Below are 19,234 nucleotides of genomic sequence, written 5' to 3' on the forward strand. Positions count from 1 at the left end.
AAAATGGGAACGTTCCCATTTTGGGATAAGAAATTTTCTACTTAATTGAATTTTAATGCCTAGTCCTATCATTGTCAAACAATTCTTTTATATTATGATAGAAAGCAAGTTAATTTCCAAAACTCACTTTTTTTTGGCTGCCTGCGTTTTAGTAATCGTCAAGTAAACATACCACATCCAAATATAACTAATAATACTCCCGCTAAAGATGAGAAAAAGTGAAGGTACTTTCAATAGCAAGAAATAGATCACACAAGAGATAATAAAAATACCCGCTGTCCTTAGTGGAGAGGCCACACTATATAAAAAGCTATATTTTACGTAGTCAAAGAAACGATAGTGAAAATGAACAAAAATAGGGAAAAAATAAATAGCAGTAGTAATAAAGAAATATGTGATAAAGATCGTTACAATTTTCAATAGTGAGCTTCCGACCGAGTCTCCCATGGTAAAGAAGTGGTAGTCAACATATAATAACCAACCCATCGCAACGAAAATTAAACCAAGTCCATTTACCTTTACAAATTCGGTTTTATACGTCTGCCAAAATGTTTTAAAAACAGGTGCATCCTCTGCTCCCATTACCCATTTTCTAGCCACAGAAAACATGGCTGCCGTGGAGGGAAAGATACCAAAAATCCCCAATCCAACAATTGTGAAGACAATCCACAACAATTGTAGATAGGCAAATTGCATCACGAGTTCCGTAATCCGATAGATAAAACCTTTTATGCCCTTAGTATTCATTCATAATCATCCTTTAAAATGTAGGAAAGTTTAATAGGATACCCATTGGTGTTCACTATTAAAAATATTTACCTTCTGATTTCTAACAGCATTCTCCGCAAACAGATACATGGCTGCTGACCATGATTGACCTGCATATCCCATCGGTCTTCCTGATTGGCCATGGAACCATTCGTTAAATTCCCACTCATTTTTCTTACCAGCTTTATTCATGCTTGCTAATTTCTCTAATTGATAGGTTGCCTCATCAAACCTTTTGGCCTGAATTAACGCAGTAACATAGAATCCCCCAATAAATGGCCATGCACCGCCATTATGGTAGTGATGCGGCAAATTAAGATTCCGAACGCGATAATAATCCCGCCAATCCTTTTCCCCCTCGCGAATGGCAGGATACAGGGCCTGAACCGGATAAGGTTCATTGATGCCACAGCCATGAATATAATCCAATATTTTATTGGCTTGTTCTTCATCCGCAATTCCAAAGACGATTGCCAGCAGGTTGGCAAGTGTATCAAATCGGTCCGCATAATCGCGGAACCCCATATACGGTAAATAAAATGGTCTTTCTACTAATTCCGTTTCGACCCGCTTAATCGGATAAATCCATTCTTTTCGCTCTTTTTTAACCCAGTCCATCTTTTCCTGATTATCCGGAGTAATCCATAGGAGAATATTAATTTTTTTCTTAACATCTGCGGCATTTTCATAATAATAGCTTGAAGGGATGTTTAACGCATCTGCCATATGTCCCATACACTTCCAGGCCGCTGCATATAGCACATTATCGAAAAGAACATTATAACGATTGGCAAACAAATCAGCCCAGTCCATTGCCTCATGTACTTCTAATAAGCCACACTCATTCGAATCTTGATATCGCAGCCAAAGCAGTGCTTTTTCTAAATTCCCCCACCATTTTCGTAAAAATTCTTGATCGTTCGTTTCCTGGTAATACGCATAATGACCAATAATATACCAAATATTCCCGTCCACACAACCCGCATGGATGGAATCTTCCACAGCTTGTCCAATTTCACCTTCATCTTCAAGTTTTCCACCATGTGCAATTAACGCGGGATCTAAAACATTCGGAAAACCAACATTATGAGGAATCTTCCCCAGTTCACTTTGAAACTGTCCTAATGTCTCCAATGACCGGCGATGAATCGTTGGCCCCGCTTCACTGCTGCACGCTAAAAGACCAAGTCCACAGATCATACTATCTCTTGCCCAAACTTGTTGGTAAGCGGTACTTGATCCAAGTAAACCAAGCTCTCCACCATTTTGCAATAGAATTTTTTCTGCCTTCTCTCTACCCATTTCAACTATTCTAGCATCCATCAAACTGCTTCCCCCAGTCAATTTATTATAGATGGATAAATCCATGTTCTCATTACTAAATGATTTTTTCAAATAGTAAATATTCCATTTCCTGTGTCGCTGCAATCATGTAAACGGTGAATTATATCGTTGGCCTTCATACGGTAACCAGTGCCTGATTGAGATTTTCAATTAGATTGGTTTCATAAATGGCCTTTTCAGGATTTCTTGGAATGCATAATGTTTTGATTTCCATAGGTCCAAAATGCAGCTCCATAGATCTTCCCCAATTTTTCAATTCGACTTTTGCGACCGTTTCTGCGTTATTCGTTTCAACTAAACGAATAATCAGGTCATCATGATTCTCCGCTTTCTTTAAAGCAGAAAGTATAATATTTGGTTGATCTATCGAAATAAATGAATCTTCTTGCGGCAGTGACCCCTTATGGTACGTTTCAACAATCAGTTGTGGTTTTTGATTTAATTCTAGTGCATGCTTTACCGTTTCAGCCTCTTCCCAGCTGTTTTCATGTGGTAACAATTGATAAGTAAACGTTTGAATCCCTTGATCAATAATCGGGTAATCCTCGTCCATATCAGGGATAAACGGTGCATGGTGTGCATAGATTGTGCTTCTTAGAACAGTCAAGTTAATGGTATTCCCTTTCACATCAACGCCATATTTTCCATCATTAAGAATACTTAGGCCGTAAATCTCTTCCCTTTGTTTACTAATTGTCCCTGTTACATCAATCCAGTTTTGCATCGGTTTTTCGTTCCCATCCGACTCACGCGTAGTATGCCCAAATGGAATCTCATAGGTGGTATTCCGCTGATTAAAGCTTACAGGAAACTTGATTTTTAAAGTTTGATAGCTTTCTTGCCAGTTTACTTTCACCTTGACTTCTATCTTATTGGATTGTTTATACATAATAAAATCTTGAACAATTGTTGAAGATTGAAACTTTGATGTTACCCGGATAACCCCTCTTACTGGTCCTTCTTCTAACTTCTTAATTCGAACTGGCTTAAATACGCCCGTCATCTCATCAAAGCGCAACGTCCCATGTCCCCATGTATCGAAAATGTCATTCATGACAACGGGAATAGCTGCGTCGTTCTTAAAAACTTCAATTTGTTTAACTTTGTCAAATAAACTGCGAATCCCACCAGATTCTTGATCAATAACCAGCCTGAAGCGATCGTTTTCCATTTCATTTTCGCTGACTTTTACAATTTCAAACTCTTTAGCTGGCTTAAGTGCACGAAGTTTATATGTGCTATATCCTAATGGAGGCAGTTCTGCCAAGAATACAACTCTTTTTCGATTAGGAATTTTTGCAATTGGGTCTACAATTTGGTACGGTACTTCATTACCCTTTGCATCTTCGATAATGAACTCTTCTGGCAGCAGGTAATTAACAAATAAACCATCTTCAATTTCAACATTCACCTTCACTGGCCAAGAATGCGGATTAAAGATAACCATTGGCTTCATGCCTTTTTCTTCTTCAATATTAATATTCCAACTTAAGGATTGTAGAGCGTAATTCATATTTCTAGAGGAGATACTGATAGCTTCCCCATATAAATCTCTTGCATCATCATATGCAGATTCAATGCTTGTCCCCGCTAAGATATCATGAAACTGATTAAATAAAATTCCTTTCCAAGCTTGGTTCATGTCTGAAGGGTAGGCTTGTCCGGTTGCCCAGTTCGCAATCGAAGAAAACTTTTCAGCCATTAATGTGAGATTCTCGGAATAACGGTTTAGCTTCTTCACTTCTGAATGAACTGAATAACAACCAACAGCATGATGGAGCAGATCATCATGGACAACAGGGAGTGTGTCCTTCAGGCTTTCCACATGTTCGAAAAAGTCATTAGGTGAACTAAAGATAAGATTTGTATCATCCATCGTTTCATTTAATTTTTCAATAATCTCTATGTTTTCTTTGGTTGGTCCCCCCCCATGATTGCCGACACCATAAAAGCACATTAAATGGTTAAACGAATGTTTAAGTTCGTTCTTACAGTGCATAATATGGTTTTCGAGATGGTCAAAGGTACAATACTCAAAAGGAATTCGAAATGCTTTTACACGTGAACCGTCCTTAGATTCCCACAAAAACAAACGGCTTGGAAGTCCTTTTTCCTCAGGGCCTGGTCTCATAAAAACGTAGGAATCCATCCCGGATTTCTTTAAAATTTGCGGAAGCATTCCATTATGCCCAAAGCTGTCAACATTGTAGCCAACCGTTGCAGTTACTCCGAATTTTTCTTTAAAATAATTTTGACCAATCAGGCCTTGGCGGACAAACGATTCACCACTGGGAATATTACAATCTGGTTGAATCCACCAGCCTCCACAGATGATCCATCTTCCTTCTTGAATCCTTTGCTTTATTTCCTCAAACATCTGCGAATCATTTTTTTCTACCCATTCATAATAAGCAGCAGAGCTAGATGTGAAAATAAAATTCTCATATTCTTTCAAACGATCAAGTGCCGAACGAAATGTCGCCTTTACTTCTTGAAATCCTTCCTGCCAACGCCAAAGCCAAACCGGGTCAAGGTGTGCATTTCCAATCATAAACATATTCTTCATGTAGAATTTCCTCCTGATTGATTGATATTCTTGGTTGGATTACTTATACTCTTCAGTTTTAACCGCCTCTTGTAATCGTAAAAACACCGCTTTCATTTATATTATTTACGATTGGACCTATTATAGCATCTTAACCTTAGTTTGTGTATCCGATAAACTAAGTATTGTGAATTACAGTACCTTAAAAAAGGATGAGCAAAAGCCCATCCTTTCTTCTTAGTTATTAAGAATATCCTCAATCCTTGCTAATTCTTGCTCAGAAAAATCAAGGTTATTTAATGCATCAACGTTTTCCTCAATTTGGCTCACTCTACTCGCACCAATTAGGACAGAAGTAACCCTTCCACTGCGTAAAACCCAAGCAAGCGCCATTTGAGACAGACTTTGACCACGCTCTGTTGCAATTTCATTTAATTTTTGAACACGCCCCAATATTTCAGCAGTTACATGTTCCTCACGCAAGAACCCTGTTGAGCTTGCTGCACGAGAATCTGCTGGAATTCCTGTGAGGTATTTATTTGTTAATAAACCTTGAGCTAAGGGGCTAAAGGCGATTGAACCGACCCCGTTTTCCTGAAGCACATCCTGTAAGCCGTCCTCTATCCAGCGATTAAACATCGAATACTTTGGTTGATGGATTAACAAAGGTGTTCCTAACTGATTCAATATTTTTATGGCGTCAGCAGTTTGTTCCGCACTGTAGTTAGAAATTCCAACATATAACGCTTTACCCTGACGAACAATGGAATCTAATGCCGTCATCGTTTCCTCTAAGGGTGTATTTGGATCAGGACGGTGGGAGTAAAAAATATCCACATAGTCAAGCCCCAGTCGTTTCAAACTTTGGTCGAGACTTGATACCAAGTATTTTCTTGAGCCCCAATCCCCGTATGGTCCAGGCCACATATAATAGCCTGCTTTTGTAGAAATGATCATTTCATCACGGTAAGGAGCAAAGTCTGTTTTTAAGATTCGACCAAACATTTCTTCAGCTGAACCTGGCGGCGGACCATAATTGTTGGCCAAATCAAAGTGGGTAATCCCTAAATCAAACGCTCTTTTGAGCATGGCCCGTCCATTATCATAGGGATCTACTCCGCCAAAGTTATGCCAAAGTCCCAGCGAAACGGCCGGCAGCATTAATCCTGAACGGCCGCTGCGATTATATTTCATAAATTCATAACGATTTTCGGCTGCTTGGTAGATCATGTAGTTTTCCTCATCCCTATATTTTTTTGATATGCTAACTATACCATATTAATAAAATTCCATTCACCATAGGTGCAATATTTGAGTAATAAATTGAAACTTTGATAAAATAAACAGACTACATTATATGAGGAGTAAAAAAATGACAAACAATCAAAAATATTTTGGTTTTATTGGAACGTATACGAAGGGTGGGAGCGAAGGAATCTATTCCTTTAAACTAGATACAAACGAGAAAAGAATCACCGATATTACAGTTGCTGCTAAGTTAGAAAATCCTACATACCTAACCATTAGTAATGACAATCGCTACCTCTACTCTGTTGCCAAAGAAGGTGACAATGGTGGCGTCGCTGCTTTTTCTATTAGTGAAAATGGCACATTAACTGAACTTAATCGTCAGATGCTTCCAGGGTCTTCCCCTTGTCACGTGAGTGTTGACAGTAAAAATCGCTTTGCATTCAGTGCCAATTATCATAAAGGATCTGTAGAATCTTATCTAATTAACCAGGAAAATGGAACGATTCAACCAGCAGCATCCATCATTAAACATGAAGGTTCAGGACCAGACCCAAGACAAGAGAAACCTCATACCCATTATGCCGGCATCACCCCTGATGAGAATTATTTAGCGGTTGTTGAATTGGGTATAGATGCTTTAATCACTTATGCAGTTAACAGTGATGGCACTCTTTCAAAAACGAATCTTCTTCCATTAAAAGCTGGAAGCGGACCAAGACATTTGGTTTTCCATCCAAATCAACAATTTGCTTATATCATGACGGAGTTTAGTTCCGAGGTGATTGTGTTAACCTATCACCCGGAGAATGGTCATTTCACAGAGAAACAATATATTTCTACGCTGCCTGACGATTTCAACGAGAATAATCAAGGCAGCGCCATTCATATTTCATCGGATGGACAGTTTGTATACGCTGGTAATCGTGGCCATAACAGTATTGCGGTTTTCCGTGTGGATCAAGAAACGGGAGAGCTTAGCTTTGTTGATCGTACATCAACTGAAGGTGATTGGCCGAGGGATTTTATGTTAGACCCATCGGAGAAATTCATTGTGGCATCGAACCAAGAGTCCAGTAACCTCGTTTTGTTTTCACGTGATGAAAACACTGGAAAACTTACATTAATACAGCCCGATATAGAGGTTCCGTATCCAGTTTGTATTAAATTCTTACATGTATAATATCAAGGCAGGATAAGTGACGAACTTATCCTGTTTTTTAATAAATTCTTGTAATACGAGTCAATACTAAGTGGGATGCTTTTTTTGTAAAGGATGTGTCTCCGTTGTTAGATTTTTTTCATAGTCAGGAAACACTTAGTTCCTTCGAGTGGATGGTCAGGGCTGTTATTGCCTTTTTCTTTTTGCTGATTGTTGCAAAAATCATGGGTCAACGCGCCATTTCACAGTTACGGTTATTGGATTTTGTTATTGCCTTAGTCTTAGGAAATATCATTGCTCACCCATTGTCCGATGAACGCCTTGGGATGAAAGGTTCCATGATTACCACAGTTGTCTTGGTGATTTTGTATACTGGAGGATTAATACTTACCCTAAAATCAAACCGTATTGAAAAGTTTCTCGACCCGGCACCTTTCACACTTATTAAAAATGGGGAAATCAATTATAAGGGCCTAAAGAAAGCGAGAATTTCTATTGATCATTTATTAGCAGAGTTACGAAAAGAAAAAGTAGAAGATGTAAAAAAAGTAGCGTTGGCCTTGTGGGAATCTGATGGAAAAATCTCTATTTTTTTAGATCCAAAATATACTGCACTGACACCGGCAAATTACCAAATGACCGTTGAGCCATTTGATCTTCCAAAAACAGTCATAAGGGAAGGCAAGCTAGATTACTCTGCCCTAAAAGAGTTAAATGTAATGGAAGACTGGCTTGTTCACACACTTAGGAGCCTTCATCAGGTTGAAGTAAGAAATATATTGCTTGCCACCATCGATAGCCAGAAAAAAATACAGGTTTTCTTATTTAATATGAAATAGATTAACAAAACTATTGACTCCACGTATTAACTTGTAGTAAATTTTATAAATAATCTAAATATTAATTTTCTTATCAAGAGAGGTTGAGGGAATGGCCCGAAGACACCTCAGCAACCATCAATGGCTATTTCATTGAAAAGGTGCTAAGTCCTGCAAATTAGCTGCTAATTTGCAAGATAAGAAGAATGACTTTTTGGTCGTACTTACAAAAGCCTTCTTCTTACAAAGATGGCTTTTTTTATTTTATTATTTTTTATACTACACAAGGAGTGGTACTCATGTACAAAATTGATACGAAACTTGCCCAAATAGGAAACCGAAGTGAAACAACAACAGGAACGGTTAATCCGCCAGTATACTTTTCAACAGCCTTCCGTCATGAGGGAATTGGCCAATCAACTGGCTTTGACTATACGCGAACAGGAAATCCAACACGCCAGCTCCTTGAGAAAACAATTGCTGATTTAGAGAGTGCTGATCAGGGATTTGCATGCAGCTCTGGTATGGCTGCCATTCAACTTATCCTTGCTCTATTTGAATCTGGTGACGAATGGATCGTTAGTGAAGATTTATATGGAGGTACCTACCGTCTATTAGAAAAGGGCTATAAAAAATGGGGCTTAACCACTCAATATGTGAATACCTGTTGTCCGGAAGAGATTGAAAAGAAAATCACCCCGCAAACAAAAGCTATTTTCATAGAAACACCAACCAACCCGCTTATGCAGGAATCTGACATTGCAACCGTTTCAAAAATTGCAAAGCAGCACGGATTATTGTTAATCGTCGATAACACTTTCTACACTCCACTCCTGCAGCAGCCGATTACCCTTGGCGCGGATATTGTCATCCACAGTGCAACGAAATACTTAGGAGGACATAATGACGTTCTTGCCGGTCTTGTTGTTGCAACCGGAAAAGAACTTTGTGAAGCCTTGGCCTTCCACCATAACGGTGCTGGAGCGGTGTTAAGTCCATTTGATTCGTGGTTATTAATGCGCGGAATGAAAACATTGTCCCTTCGGATGGAACGACATGAAAAAAATGCAAAAAACATTGTCGAATTTCTTTCTGAGCATGATGCGGTCACTGATGTCCTTTACCCCGGTCGAGGCGGAATGGTTTCCTTTAGGATCAAAGACGAAACATGGGTTAATCCATTTTTACAAGGTTTACAGCTAATTAGTTTTGCAGAAAGTTTAGGTGGTACAGAAAGCTTTATTACCTATCCGGCAACACAAACACATGCGGATATTCCAGAAGAAGTTCGAATTCAAGCAGGCGTTTGTAATCGGTTATTACGTTTTTCCGTAGGACTTGAGGATTCACAAGATATAATAGAAGATTTGGAAAAAGCGTTTGTCCATGTTCAAGAAGGAGTGATTGCCTAATGTCACACGATCAATATACTTTTGAAACCAGACTCCTTCATAATAAGCATAAAATTGATCCGATAACTGGAGCAGTTAGTGTACCAATCCAGCATGCATCGACCTTCCACCAATCGGATTTCGATCAGTTTGGCAAGTATGATTATGGCCGCAGCTTAAATCCGACGAGAGAAGCACTTGAAGACGTGATTGCAGAACTCGAAGGCGGAGTGAAAGGATTTGCTTTTGCATCAGGGATGGCAGCAATTTCAACTGCCTTCCTTCTTCTATCCTCTGGCGACCATATTGTGATTACCGAGGATGTGTATGGCGGTACCTTCCGAATGGTCACTCAAGTTCTTTCGAGACTTGGGATTGAACATACCTTTGTTGATATGACTAATTTAGAGGAAGTAAAAGAAGCGGTTCAGCCGAATACAAAGGCATTTTATGTGGAAACACCATCAAATCCATTGATGAAAGTAACAGATATTAAAGCGATTAGCGAAATCGCTAAAGAAATCAATGCATTAACATTTGTTGATAATACATTCCTTACCCCTTACCACCAAAAACCGCTTGTCTTGGGTGCAGATGTTGTCCTTCATAGTGCAACGAAATTTTTAGCAGGTCACAGTGATGTAGTGGCAGGACTTGCCGTTGTCAAAGATGAAGATTTAGCTAAAAGACTAGGATTCTTACAAAATAGTTTTGGTGCAATTTTAGGTGTTCAAGATGCCTGGCTCGTATTAAGAGGAATTAAGACACTGAGTGTTCGCCTCGAGCAATCACAAAAATCAGCGATAAAAATTGCAGAATTTTTAGATGCACATCCGCTTGTTGAAAAGGTTCATTATCCAGGGCTTGTAAGCCACCCGCAATATAGAATCCAAAAAGATCAAGCAGATGGTCCTGGGGCCGTTTTATCATTTGAATTAGCTACTGAAGATGCCCTACGCACCTTTGTGGCGAATGTGGAAATCCCTGTTTTTGCGGTAAGTTTAGGTGCGGTTGAATCCATCCTTTCATATCCGGCCAAAATGTCTCATGCTGCTATGTCTAAACAGGACCGCTTGGAGCGTGGAATTACAGATGGACTTGTCCGTCTATCAGTTGGATTAGAAAATCCAGATGATTTGATTAAAGATTTTTCTCAGGCCCTTGAGGAGGTTCGTGCTCAACATTTAGTGTTACATCAAGGAGAATCATCATGACCTTTTTAGACAAATTAAAAAAACAAATTTTAATAGGCGATGGTGCCATGGGCACACTGCTTTATTCATTTGGCGTGGATACATGTTCAGAAGAACTCAATTTATCTCAGCCTGAGCAGATTCAAAATATCCATCGGGCCTATATTGACGCCGGAGCAGACATCATTCAAACCCATACGTATGCAGCCAACTATTTAAAGCTGCAGCGGTATGGATTAGAAGACTCAGTTAAGGAAATCAACAGCGCTGCTGTCCACAATGCAAAAAAAGCCGCTCAATCGAATGCTTATGTCCTCGGAACGATGGGTGGCAACCGCGGGATCAAAACAAGTTCGATTACAATAGAAGAATTAAAACGAAGCTTCCGTGAACAATTATATTGCCTTTTGCTTGAAGGTGTTGATGGTCTGTTATTCGAAACCTTTTACGATTTAGAAGAGCTCGAAACCGTCCTAACGATTGCGCGGAAGGAAACAAAGCTGCCGATTATTGCTCAAGTTTCCCTTCAGGACCCTGGTTTCTTACAGGACAGGACACCTGTTAATGATGCTTTAAAAAGACTGGAAGGCCTTGGCGCCGATGTTGTCGGCCTTAACTGCCGGTTAGGTCCGCACCATATGCTATTGGCATTGGAACAGGTTGAGATTCCGAAGCATGCTTTCCTATCTGCCTATCCAAATGCAAGTCTTCCAACCTATACAGACGGAAAGTTTCATTATGAAGGCGATGCCGATTATTTCCAAAAATCTGCGCAGCGCTTTAGAAACGAAGGCATACGCTTGCTTGGCGGCTGCTGCGGGACAACACCTGACCATATTCGCGCCTATGCTTCTGAATTAAAGAATAGTATCCCTGTGACTGAAAAAGTTGTAAAATTGAAACAAAAGCCGATTATTGTCGAATCATCTCCTAAAAGGGAATACACTCCCCTGCAGGAAATTGTGAAAGAACGACCATCGGTTATTGTCGAATTAGATCCTCCTCGAAAACTGGATACAACTAAGTTTTTCGAAGGGGCTAAGGCGCTAAAAGAAGCTGGCATTGATTCCATTACGCTTGCGGATAATTCACTGGCAACCGTTCGTATTTCTAATGAATCCTTAGGCTATCTTTTAAAAAGTGAGTTAGGTATGCGGCCGCTGATTCATATTGCCTGCCGTGACCGCAATATTATCGGGCTTCAATCTCATTTGATGGGTCTTCACACACTTGGAATGAATGATATCTTAGCCATTACAGGTGACCCTGCTAGAGTCGGAGATTTCCCTGGTGCCTCGTCCGTTTATGATGTGTCGTCATTTGAACTAATACAAATGATTAAACAGATGAACGAAGGCTTGTCTTACTCCGGTAAAGACTTGGGACAAAAAACAGCTTTTAGTGTGGCGGGTGCATTTAATCCGAATGTCCGTTCTGTCGAAAAAGCGGTGAAGCGTTTGGAGAAAAAGATTCAATTCGGTGCTGATTACTTTATCTCCCAGCCTGTTTTTTCAGAGGAAAAATTAATCGAAGTCTATGAAAATACCAAACATCTTGATGCACCTATTTATATTGGCCTAATGCCACTGACAAGCAGTAAAAATGCCGAGTTCCTTCATAATGAAGTGCCGGGAATTAAAATTGCTGATTCGATCCGAAACCGAATGGCAATGTTCAACGATAACCCTGAGCAGGCAGCGCGTGAAGGAATTGAAATTACTAAATCATTAATCGATACTGCACTCGATTTATTTAACGGAATTTATTTGATTACACCATTTTTACGCTATGAATTAACTGCTGAATTGGCGTTATATGCTCGTCAGCGTGCAAGTGAAATGAGGAGGAGCAACTATGCCGAAAACACCATTTACTGAACAACTCAAAAAACGAATCCTCGTCATGGACGGGGCGATGGGAACGATGATCCAGGAAGCAAATCTATCAGCCGAAGATTTCGGCGGCGAGCAGTATGAAGGCTGTAACGAGAACCTGGTTTTAACCGCACCCTCTGTCATTGCTAATATTCACCGAGAGTACTTAGAAGCAGGGGCAGACATCATTGAAACCAATACATTCGGTGCTACAAGTCTTGTTCTCGATGAATATGAGTTAGGTTATAAAGCCTATGAGATTAATAAAATCGCTGCTTTCCTTGCGGTGAAAGAAGCTTACAAGGTTTCGACAGATGAATGGCCTCGATATGTGGCTGGTTCGATGGGTCCGACGACAAAAACATTAAGTGTTACAGGCGGAACTACCTTTGATGCCCTTGCCGCCGCATACGAAGAACAAGCGATTGGCTTAATCGATGGTGGAGTTGACCTCCTGCTTCTTGAAACAAGTCAAGATATGTTGAATGTAAAAGCAGGTTATGTTGGGATTGAGCGGGCGTTCGAAAAAACTGGTAAAACACTGCCGCTGTTTATTTCGGGAACAATTGAGCCAATGGGGACAACACTTGCAGGACAGTCAATTGAATCGTTTTTTATCTCCATTGAGCATATGAATCCTGTTGCCGTTGGACTTAACTGTGCTACAGGTCCTGAATTCATGCAGGACCATGTTCGCTCACTTGCAGATTTGGCATCCACAGCTGTCAGCTGCTATCCAAATGCTGGTTTGCCTGATGAAGAAGGACATTATCATGAAACACCTGAGACGTTAGCAAAAAAGCTGGCTGATTTTGCTGCTCATGGTTGGCTGAATATTGTTGGCGGATGTTGTGGAACGACTCCTTCCCATATAAGAGCAATCGCAGATGCGATGAAGGAATTCCAACCGAGAGAATTTAAGCCAAATGCCGTTCATATGGTTTCAGGTATTGAACCATTCATTTATGATGATCCGACGTTACGACCAATTATGGTCGGCGAACGAACAAATGTAATTGGCTCACGTAAATTCAAACGTTTAATCACAGAAGGAAAATTTGAAGAAGCAGCAGAGATTGCCCGTGCCCAAGTCAAAGGCGGTGCGCATGTCATCGACCTTTGCCTTGCCGACCCTGACCGTGAAGAAATGGTTGATATGGAAAACTTTATTAAAGAAGTGGTTAAGAAAGTAAAGGCTCCCCTTGTTATCGATTCTACTGATGAAAAGGTTATTGAGCGGGCACTTAAATATTCACAAGGTAAAGCCATTATCAATTCCATTAATCTCGAAGATGGCGAAGAACGCTTTGAAGCAGTAGTTCCATTAATCCATCGCTACGGTGCTGCTGTTGTTGTCGGGACCATTGATGAGGAAGGAATGGGAGTTACCGCGGAGCAAAAACTAAAGATTGCGAAACGATCCCATGATCTGCTTGTCAATAAATATCGTCTAAAACCACAGGATCTCATTTTTGATCCGCTCGTGTTTCCTGTTGGGACTGGCGATGAACAATATATCGGTTCCGCCAAGGCTACGGTTGAGGGAATTAGGTTAATTAAGGAAAATTTACCAGAGGTACAAACAATCCTCGGAATTAGTAATGTTTCCTTCGGGCTTCCTCCTGTCGGCAGAGAAGTTCTCAATTCTGTATTCCTATACCACTGCACCCAAGCAGGACTAGATTATGCGATTGTTAATACGGAAAAACTAGAGCGGTTTGCTTCCATTTCTAAAGAAGAAGTTCAATTAGCAGAAGCTCTTTTATTTGATACAACTGATGAGACCTTAGCAACCTTTACTGAATTTTATCGCGGCAAAAAGAAAGAATCGAAATCCACTGTTCCAAATATGAGTCTAGAAGAGCGACTGGCTTATTATGTGGTGGAAGGAACAAAAGAAGGATTACTGCCAGATTTAGATTTAGCCCTTGAAGCTTACCCTGCCCCGCTGGATATTATTAATGGTCCATTAATGGAAGGGATGAAGGAAGTTGGCCGTCTCTTTAACGACAACCAACTCATCGTTGCCGAGGTTCTTCAAAGTGCGGAAGTCATGAAAGCAGCTGTCTCGCATTTAGAGCCACACATGGAAAAAGGCGATGTTTCTGCTACAAAAGGGAAAATCATTTTAGCTACGGTGAAAGGCGATGTTCATGATATTGGGAAGAACCTCGTCGATATCATCCTTAGCAATAATGGCTATGATGTAATTGACCTTGGGATTAAGGTCAACCCAACTGATTTAGTTCAAGCAATCCATCGTGAAAAACCAGACATGGTTGGCTTATCAGGCTTACTGGTGAAATCCGCACAGCAAATGGTGTTAACGGCTCAGGATATGAAGGAATCTGGTATTGCTGTACCTATCCTCGTTGGCGGGGCGGCACTTTCTCGGAAATTCACCGATACGAAGATTGCCAAGGAGTATGATGGACTTGTCCTTTATGCCAAAGATGCGATGACCGGTCTTTCGATTGCGAATCAATTGAATTCGGAAGAGGAAGTTCAGAAATTAATGCTTGAAAAAAATGAAAAATTGGCCTCTTTAGCTGTTCCTAGGGAGTTTGAGCGCCCCTCATCTGTTTCCGTTGCGGTAAAACCGAAGCCAGCGGTGTCGACCCAGGTTCCTGTCTTTACGCCAATGGATACAAAGAGGCATGTCCTTAAATCGTATTCCCTTTCTCATATTGAACCATATATCAATATGCAAATGTTGATTGGTCACCATCTTGGTGTGAAGGGGAAAATCGCCAAGTTAATAGCTGCAAAGGATGAAAAAGCGGTTAAGGTGAAAGAAGTCGTTGACCAATTATTGACTGATGCTCGTGTAAACGGCTGGATTTCTCCAGCTGCAGCTTATCAATTTTTCCCAGCACAAGCGGATGGCAATAAAGTGCTTATATATAATCCGCAAAATCCAGACGAGGTCATTGAAACATTTGACTTCCCTCGTCAGGAATCGGCACCACATCTTTGTTTAGCTGATTTCCTTAAGTCAGTGGACAGTGGTGAGAAAGATTATGTCGGATTCTTTACGGTTACAGCTGGCAGGGGAATCCGGGAAAAAGCTGAGCAATTTAAGCGGGATGGGCGTTTCTTAGAGTCCCATGCTCTCCAAGCACTTGCATTAGAGACGGCAGAAGGCTTTGCCGAGTTAATTCACCGTCAAATGCGCGACCGCTGGGGCTTCCCAGATCCGCTTGATTTCACCATGCAGGACCGTTTTACGGCTAAATATCAAGGTCAGCGTTTTTCATTTGGCTACCCTGCTTGTCCAGAATTGGAAGATCAAAAGAAACTATTTAAGTTGATTCAACCGGAAGAGATCGGCATTCAGTTAACAGAAGGCTGTATGATGGAGCCTGAAGCTTCTGTTTCAGCAATCGTATTTGCACATCCGGAAGCTAGGTATTTTAATGTGTTGAGATAGGGATGTTCTTGGGATTCCGCGGGAGATTATTACCTTCCGCGGAATTTTTTTGTGTGTGCACCTGCCTTGACATTTTAAAACAAATCTACTATAGTTACCTAGGTAACTAATTAATAAAAAGAAGTTTGAGGTGTGCTACATAAATGAATAGCCACGAATTATTCCATACGCTGCACCAGCTCTCACGTCATCTGACCAATACACTTAATGAAGCACTCAAACCTTTAGGTTTATACGGGTCACAATGGTCCGTCATTTTTGTTTTACAAACCAAAGGCTCCTTAACCCAAAAAGAGCTTTGTGAATACTTATTCGTTGAAGCCCCACCAATGACCCGCACCATTCAACGGCTTGTTAAACAAGGATACGTACGTCAGGTCCCAGGTAAGGACAAGCGCGAGAAACTGATTCAATTAACAGATCTGGCATTAAAATTGTACCCTGAGTGGGAAAAAACCGTCATGGAAAATAATCAATCATTATTGAAGCATCTTCCAGAACNNCTTTTTCATTTACAAAAAAGCTGGTTACAAAAGCTTTTATAAAAAGGAGCGATCATATGAATAAGCCTAAATTATGGACGAAAAATTTCATTAGTATTTCGTTAAGTAACTTTTTTCTATTTTTAACCTTTTATGTTTTACTCGTTACACTTCCTATTTATGCAATACAGGAGTTTGACAGTAATGCGTCACAGGCGGGATTAATGACAACCGTGTTTTTAATATCAGCGATTATATCACGTCCGCTTGCTGGACAATGGCTTGAAAAATCTGGTTATAAAAAAGTGCTGCTTACTGCGCTGATTGTTTTCTCAGGCGCCTCGTTATTATATTTTTTTCCAAAAACAATCATGGGATTCTTGGCCATCCGATTATTACATGGGGTTGGTTTTGGGATGGCTACAACTGCTGTAGGGGCAATCGTGGCAGACCTTATTCCGATTTCGCGCCGTGGCGAGGGAATGGGTTATTTTATCATGTCGACGAATATGGCAATGGTATTAGGACCATTTCTCGGCTTAACTGCCATCCAGCAATGGGGGCCGGAAACCCTGTTCATCATTAGTGTCATTGTGGCGTTCGGAGCGTTGATTACGGGGTTAAGTGTAAAAGTTAAAGAAACAGATCCAACAGACCATCCTGTTATACAATCTGCCTTTTCATTCAAAAACTTAATTGAGCCTTCAGCCGTTCCGATCGCAATTGTTGGCGGCTTCCTTGCCATCGTTTATTCAGCACTTCTTTCTTTCGTATCTGTTTTTGCAACGGAAATACACCTTGCAGAGGTTTCCTCCCTTTTCTTTGTGGTTTATGCGATTATTTTATTAATTTCAAGACCTTTTACTGGAAAATGGTTAGACCTGTATGGTCCCAATGTGATTGTCTTTCCTTCTATCCTATTATTTGCAATAGGAATGTTTGTCTTAAGTCAAAGCGGCAGCGCGGTAAGCTTTCTCCTTTCAGCAGGAATGATTGGTTTAGGCTGGGGAACGCTGTTTCCAACCTTCCAAACAATTGCGATTCAAGACGCCGCGCCTCGAAAAAGAGGATTAGCTACCGCTACTTTCCTATCAATCTATGATATCGGGATCGCCTTAGGCTCGTTTGTGGTCGGATTAGCAGCCGCAAAAATGGATTATAGCTCTCTTTACTTCTTTAGTTCCTTCTATGTTCTAATCGGGATTGTTCTTTATTATTTTCTTCATACCCGAAAACATGCTTCGTTTAAAGAACATAGCCAAAGAGCAACAAATAACCTTAACTCGTAATAACTGCTACCTCAAAAATGACCATCTATACCACCTCAAACACAAGAACCTTCATTTCTAAGCAGGGAATGATGGTTCTTTTAGTTTGCGGACAGTGATATGAAGTTTGTTTATTATAAAAATTCAAATATTTAATCGAAAGATAGGCAGTTGATTTTACATATGTTTCTATTTACGCTAATCTTATTTTGAAATCAATTTTTCAATATATGGGAGGTAAATAATATGATTGATGTATTAATTGTTGGTGCTGGACCTACTGGCGCAAGTGCGGCTCTTTTCACTGCGAAAGCTGGAAAGAAAACAGTGGTTATTGATAATGATAAGAGCGTGACGAAGAGAGCATGGATTGAAAACCATTATGGAGTGGCAGAAATTACTGGACCAGATCTTGTTGAAATTGGGAAAAAACAAGCAAGCAAATTTGGTGCAGAAATTGTCCAAGCTACTGTCTCAAATATCAGTAAAACAGAGGTTGGATTTAAAGTAGAAACAGATCAGGGTGAATATGAAGCAAAACATGTAATCCTTGCTACAGGAATGTCTGTTGATCTTGCTGAAGCTGCTGGATTAACAACAAAGCCAGGAACTGAGCCAAGAATCAAAGCAATTTTTGATGTTGATGCTTCAGGTAAAACAAATATTGACGGTATTTGGGCAGCCGGAACTGTTGCGGGTGTGAGCATGCACACCATCATTACTGCTGGCGATGGGGCCAAAGTGGCGATTAATGTTATCAGTGAAATTAATGGTGAACGCTATGTTGACCATGATGTTTTAAAAGCATAACAAGGGAAGGTACATAAAGGGGGAAGGCCAAATGGTGGTTAGGAAAATGGACCATGTCGGTGTAATGGTAAGCGACCTTGATGCCTCACTACTTTTTTATCAAAAAGTAGTTGGGTTAGAATTAAAAGACCAATTTACGATTGCCAACGGTGCAAGAACGTTAGCCTTCCTTGGATTCAATGGATCGGATGAAACAGAACTGGAATTAGTGTATGGCGGTAATCCTGATCTTCCAGCTGAAGGAAAAGTCAATCATATCGCCTTCTTGGTTGATAATATTGAAGAGGAATTCAACCGTTTAAAAGGTTTAAACGTAGTCTTTATTAGTGATGAAATCGTGACGCTTCCTAATGGGTATCGTAATTTCTTCGTGCAAGGCCCCGATGGTGAAAAGGTCGAGTTTTTCCAACGGTAAATTTAGTAAATGAAAGGGACTCAGCTGACTGAGTCCCTTTTCTTTCATTGCGAAATTAAGATGCATTTTACATAAAAATTGACAGTCTACACCCTTCCTTTTAAAATTGGTTTAGCTTGATTATCAATTTTAAAAAAAGGAGCGTATTTATTACTTTTATTTTTAATATTAAGGGGAAATTGTATGATCAAAAAAGACACGAATCTTAAGCCCGTTGTCGCGGGTTTACTATTGGCGATTTTAATGGCAGCTATGGACAATACGATTGTAGCAACGGCGATGGCTACCATTGTAGCAGACCTCGGTGGTTTTGATAAATTTATTTGGGTCACATCTGCCTATATGGTAGCAGTGATGGCTGGGATGCCTATTTTCGGTAAGCTTTCCGATATGTACGGACGGAAACGCTTTTTTATTTTTGGACTAATAGTCTTTCTGATTGGCTCGGCTTTGTGTGGTGTGGCCCAGAATATCATTCAGCTTAGT

The 19,234-nt window shown here is 40.3% G+C and carries 15 protein-coding genes and 1 riboswitch; of the genes, 11 read left to right on the forward strand and 4 right to left on the reverse strand.

All coding sequences use genetic code 11. The annotated features are described in order from the left end of the window. Positions 1 to 123: 123 nt before the first annotated feature. The 4 genes from V7659_RS08010 to mgrA all read right to left on the reverse strand — a co-directional run bounded on the left by V7659_RS08010 (position 124) and on the right by mgrA (position 5,887). Entirely contained in the window at positions 124 to 747 is a 624-nt protein-coding gene (locus V7659_RS08010; RefSeq protein ID WP_335453536.1) for a YesL family protein, read from the reverse strand. Between the two features lie 30 nt (positions 748 to 777). Beyond that, positions 778 to 2,091 carry an amylo-alpha-1,6-glucosidase gene (locus V7659_RS08015; RefSeq protein ID WP_335453534.1) on the reverse strand — a complete coding sequence of 438 codons (1,314 nt, stop codon included), beginning with the start codon at positions 2,089 to 2,091 and terminating at the stop codon, positions 778 to 780. Positions 2,092 to 2,227: 136 nt separating this feature from the next. Beyond that, positions 2,228 to 4,678: an alpha-mannosidase gene (locus V7659_RS08020; protein WP_335453532.1), complete on the reverse strand. Its 2,451-nt coding sequence runs from the start codon at positions 4,676 to 4,678 to the stop codon at positions 2,228 to 2,230. A 216-nt stretch (positions 4,679 to 4,894) separates the two neighbouring features. Beyond that, complete coding sequence (gene mgrA / locus V7659_RS08025; RefSeq protein WP_335453530.1) at positions 4,895 to 5,887, reverse strand: L-glyceraldehyde 3-phosphate reductase; 993 nt, start codon at positions 5,885 to 5,887, stop codon at positions 4,895 to 4,897. A gap of 142 nt (positions 5,888 to 6,029) precedes the next feature. Between mgrA and V7659_RS08030 the strand changes: the two genes are divergently transcribed. The 11 genes from V7659_RS08030 to V7659_RS08080 form a co-directional block, all read left to right on the forward strand. Beyond that, positions 6,030 to 7,088, forward strand: a complete 1,059-nt coding sequence (locus V7659_RS08030) for a lactonase family protein (RefSeq protein ID WP_335453528.1) — start codon at positions 6,030 to 6,032, stop codon at positions 7,086 to 7,088. Between the two features lie 152 nt (positions 7,089 to 7,240). After that, positions 7,241 to 7,906 (forward strand): DUF421 domain-containing protein, encoded by a 666-nt coding sequence (locus V7659_RS08035; protein WP_420491253.1) that lies wholly within the window; start codon positions 7,241 to 7,243, stop codon positions 7,904 to 7,906. A gap of 67 nt (positions 7,907 to 7,973) precedes the next feature. Continuing rightward, positions 7,974 to 8,089: riboswitch (SAM riboswitch) on the forward strand. 95 nt (positions 8,090 to 8,184) lie between these two features. Beyond that, positions 8,185 to 9,297 (forward strand): methionine biosynthesis PLP-dependent protein, encoded by a 1,113-nt coding sequence (locus tag V7659_RS08040; protein ID WP_335453525.1) that lies wholly within the window; start codon positions 8,185 to 8,187, stop codon positions 9,295 to 9,297. Beyond that, entirely contained in the window at positions 9,297 to 10,490 is a 1,194-nt protein-coding gene (metC, locus tag V7659_RS08045; protein ID WP_335453523.1) for a cystathionine beta-lyase, read from the forward strand. Before V7659_RS08040 ends, metC begins: the two co-directional genes overlap by 1 nt. After that, positions 10,487 to 12,346, forward strand: coding sequence for a bifunctional homocysteine S-methyltransferase/methylenetetrahydrofolate reductase (locus tag V7659_RS08050; protein ID WP_335453521.1), 1,860 nt, complete (start codon positions 10,487 to 10,489; stop codon positions 12,344 to 12,346). Before metC ends, V7659_RS08050 begins: the two co-directional genes overlap by 4 nt. Beyond that, on the forward strand, positions 12,324 to 15,773 hold the full coding sequence (gene metH / locus V7659_RS08055; RefSeq protein ID WP_335453519.1) for a methionine synthase: 3,450 nt from the start codon (positions 12,324 to 12,326) through the stop codon (positions 15,771 to 15,773). Before V7659_RS08050 ends, metH begins: the two co-directional genes overlap by 23 nt. 143 nt (positions 15,774 to 15,916) lie before the next feature. Next, complete coding sequence (locus V7659_RS08060; RefSeq protein ID WP_335539284.1) at positions 15,917 to 16,318, forward strand: MarR family winged helix-turn-helix transcriptional regulator; 402 nt, start codon at positions 15,917 to 15,919, stop codon at positions 16,316 to 16,318. A 14-nt stretch (positions 16,319 to 16,332) separates the two neighbouring features. Continuing rightward, on the forward strand, positions 16,333 to 17,544 hold the full coding sequence (locus tag V7659_RS08065) for an MFS transporter (protein WP_335453515.1): 1,212 nt from the start codon (positions 16,333 to 16,335) through the stop codon (positions 17,542 to 17,544). A 225-nt stretch (positions 17,545 to 17,769) separates the two neighbouring features. Further along, positions 17,770 to 18,333 (forward strand): NAD(P)/FAD-dependent oxidoreductase, encoded by a 564-nt coding sequence (locus tag V7659_RS08070; RefSeq protein ID WP_335453513.1) that lies wholly within the window; start codon positions 17,770 to 17,772, stop codon positions 18,331 to 18,333. Between the two features lie 31 nt (positions 18,334 to 18,364). Continuing rightward, positions 18,365 to 18,748, forward strand: coding sequence for a VOC family protein (locus V7659_RS08075; RefSeq protein ID WP_335453511.1), 384 nt, complete (start codon positions 18,365 to 18,367; stop codon positions 18,746 to 18,748). Between the two features lie 183 nt (positions 18,749 to 18,931). Then, positions 18,932 to 19,234 (forward strand): MFS transporter (locus tag V7659_RS08080; RefSeq protein ID WP_335539287.1); only part of this gene is annotated, 303 nt, incomplete at its 3' end.

This window comes from Neobacillus drentensis, assembly GCF_036966985.1.
GTDB lineage: Bacteria > Bacillota > Bacilli > Bacillales > Cytobacillaceae > Neobacillus > Neobacillus drentensis_E.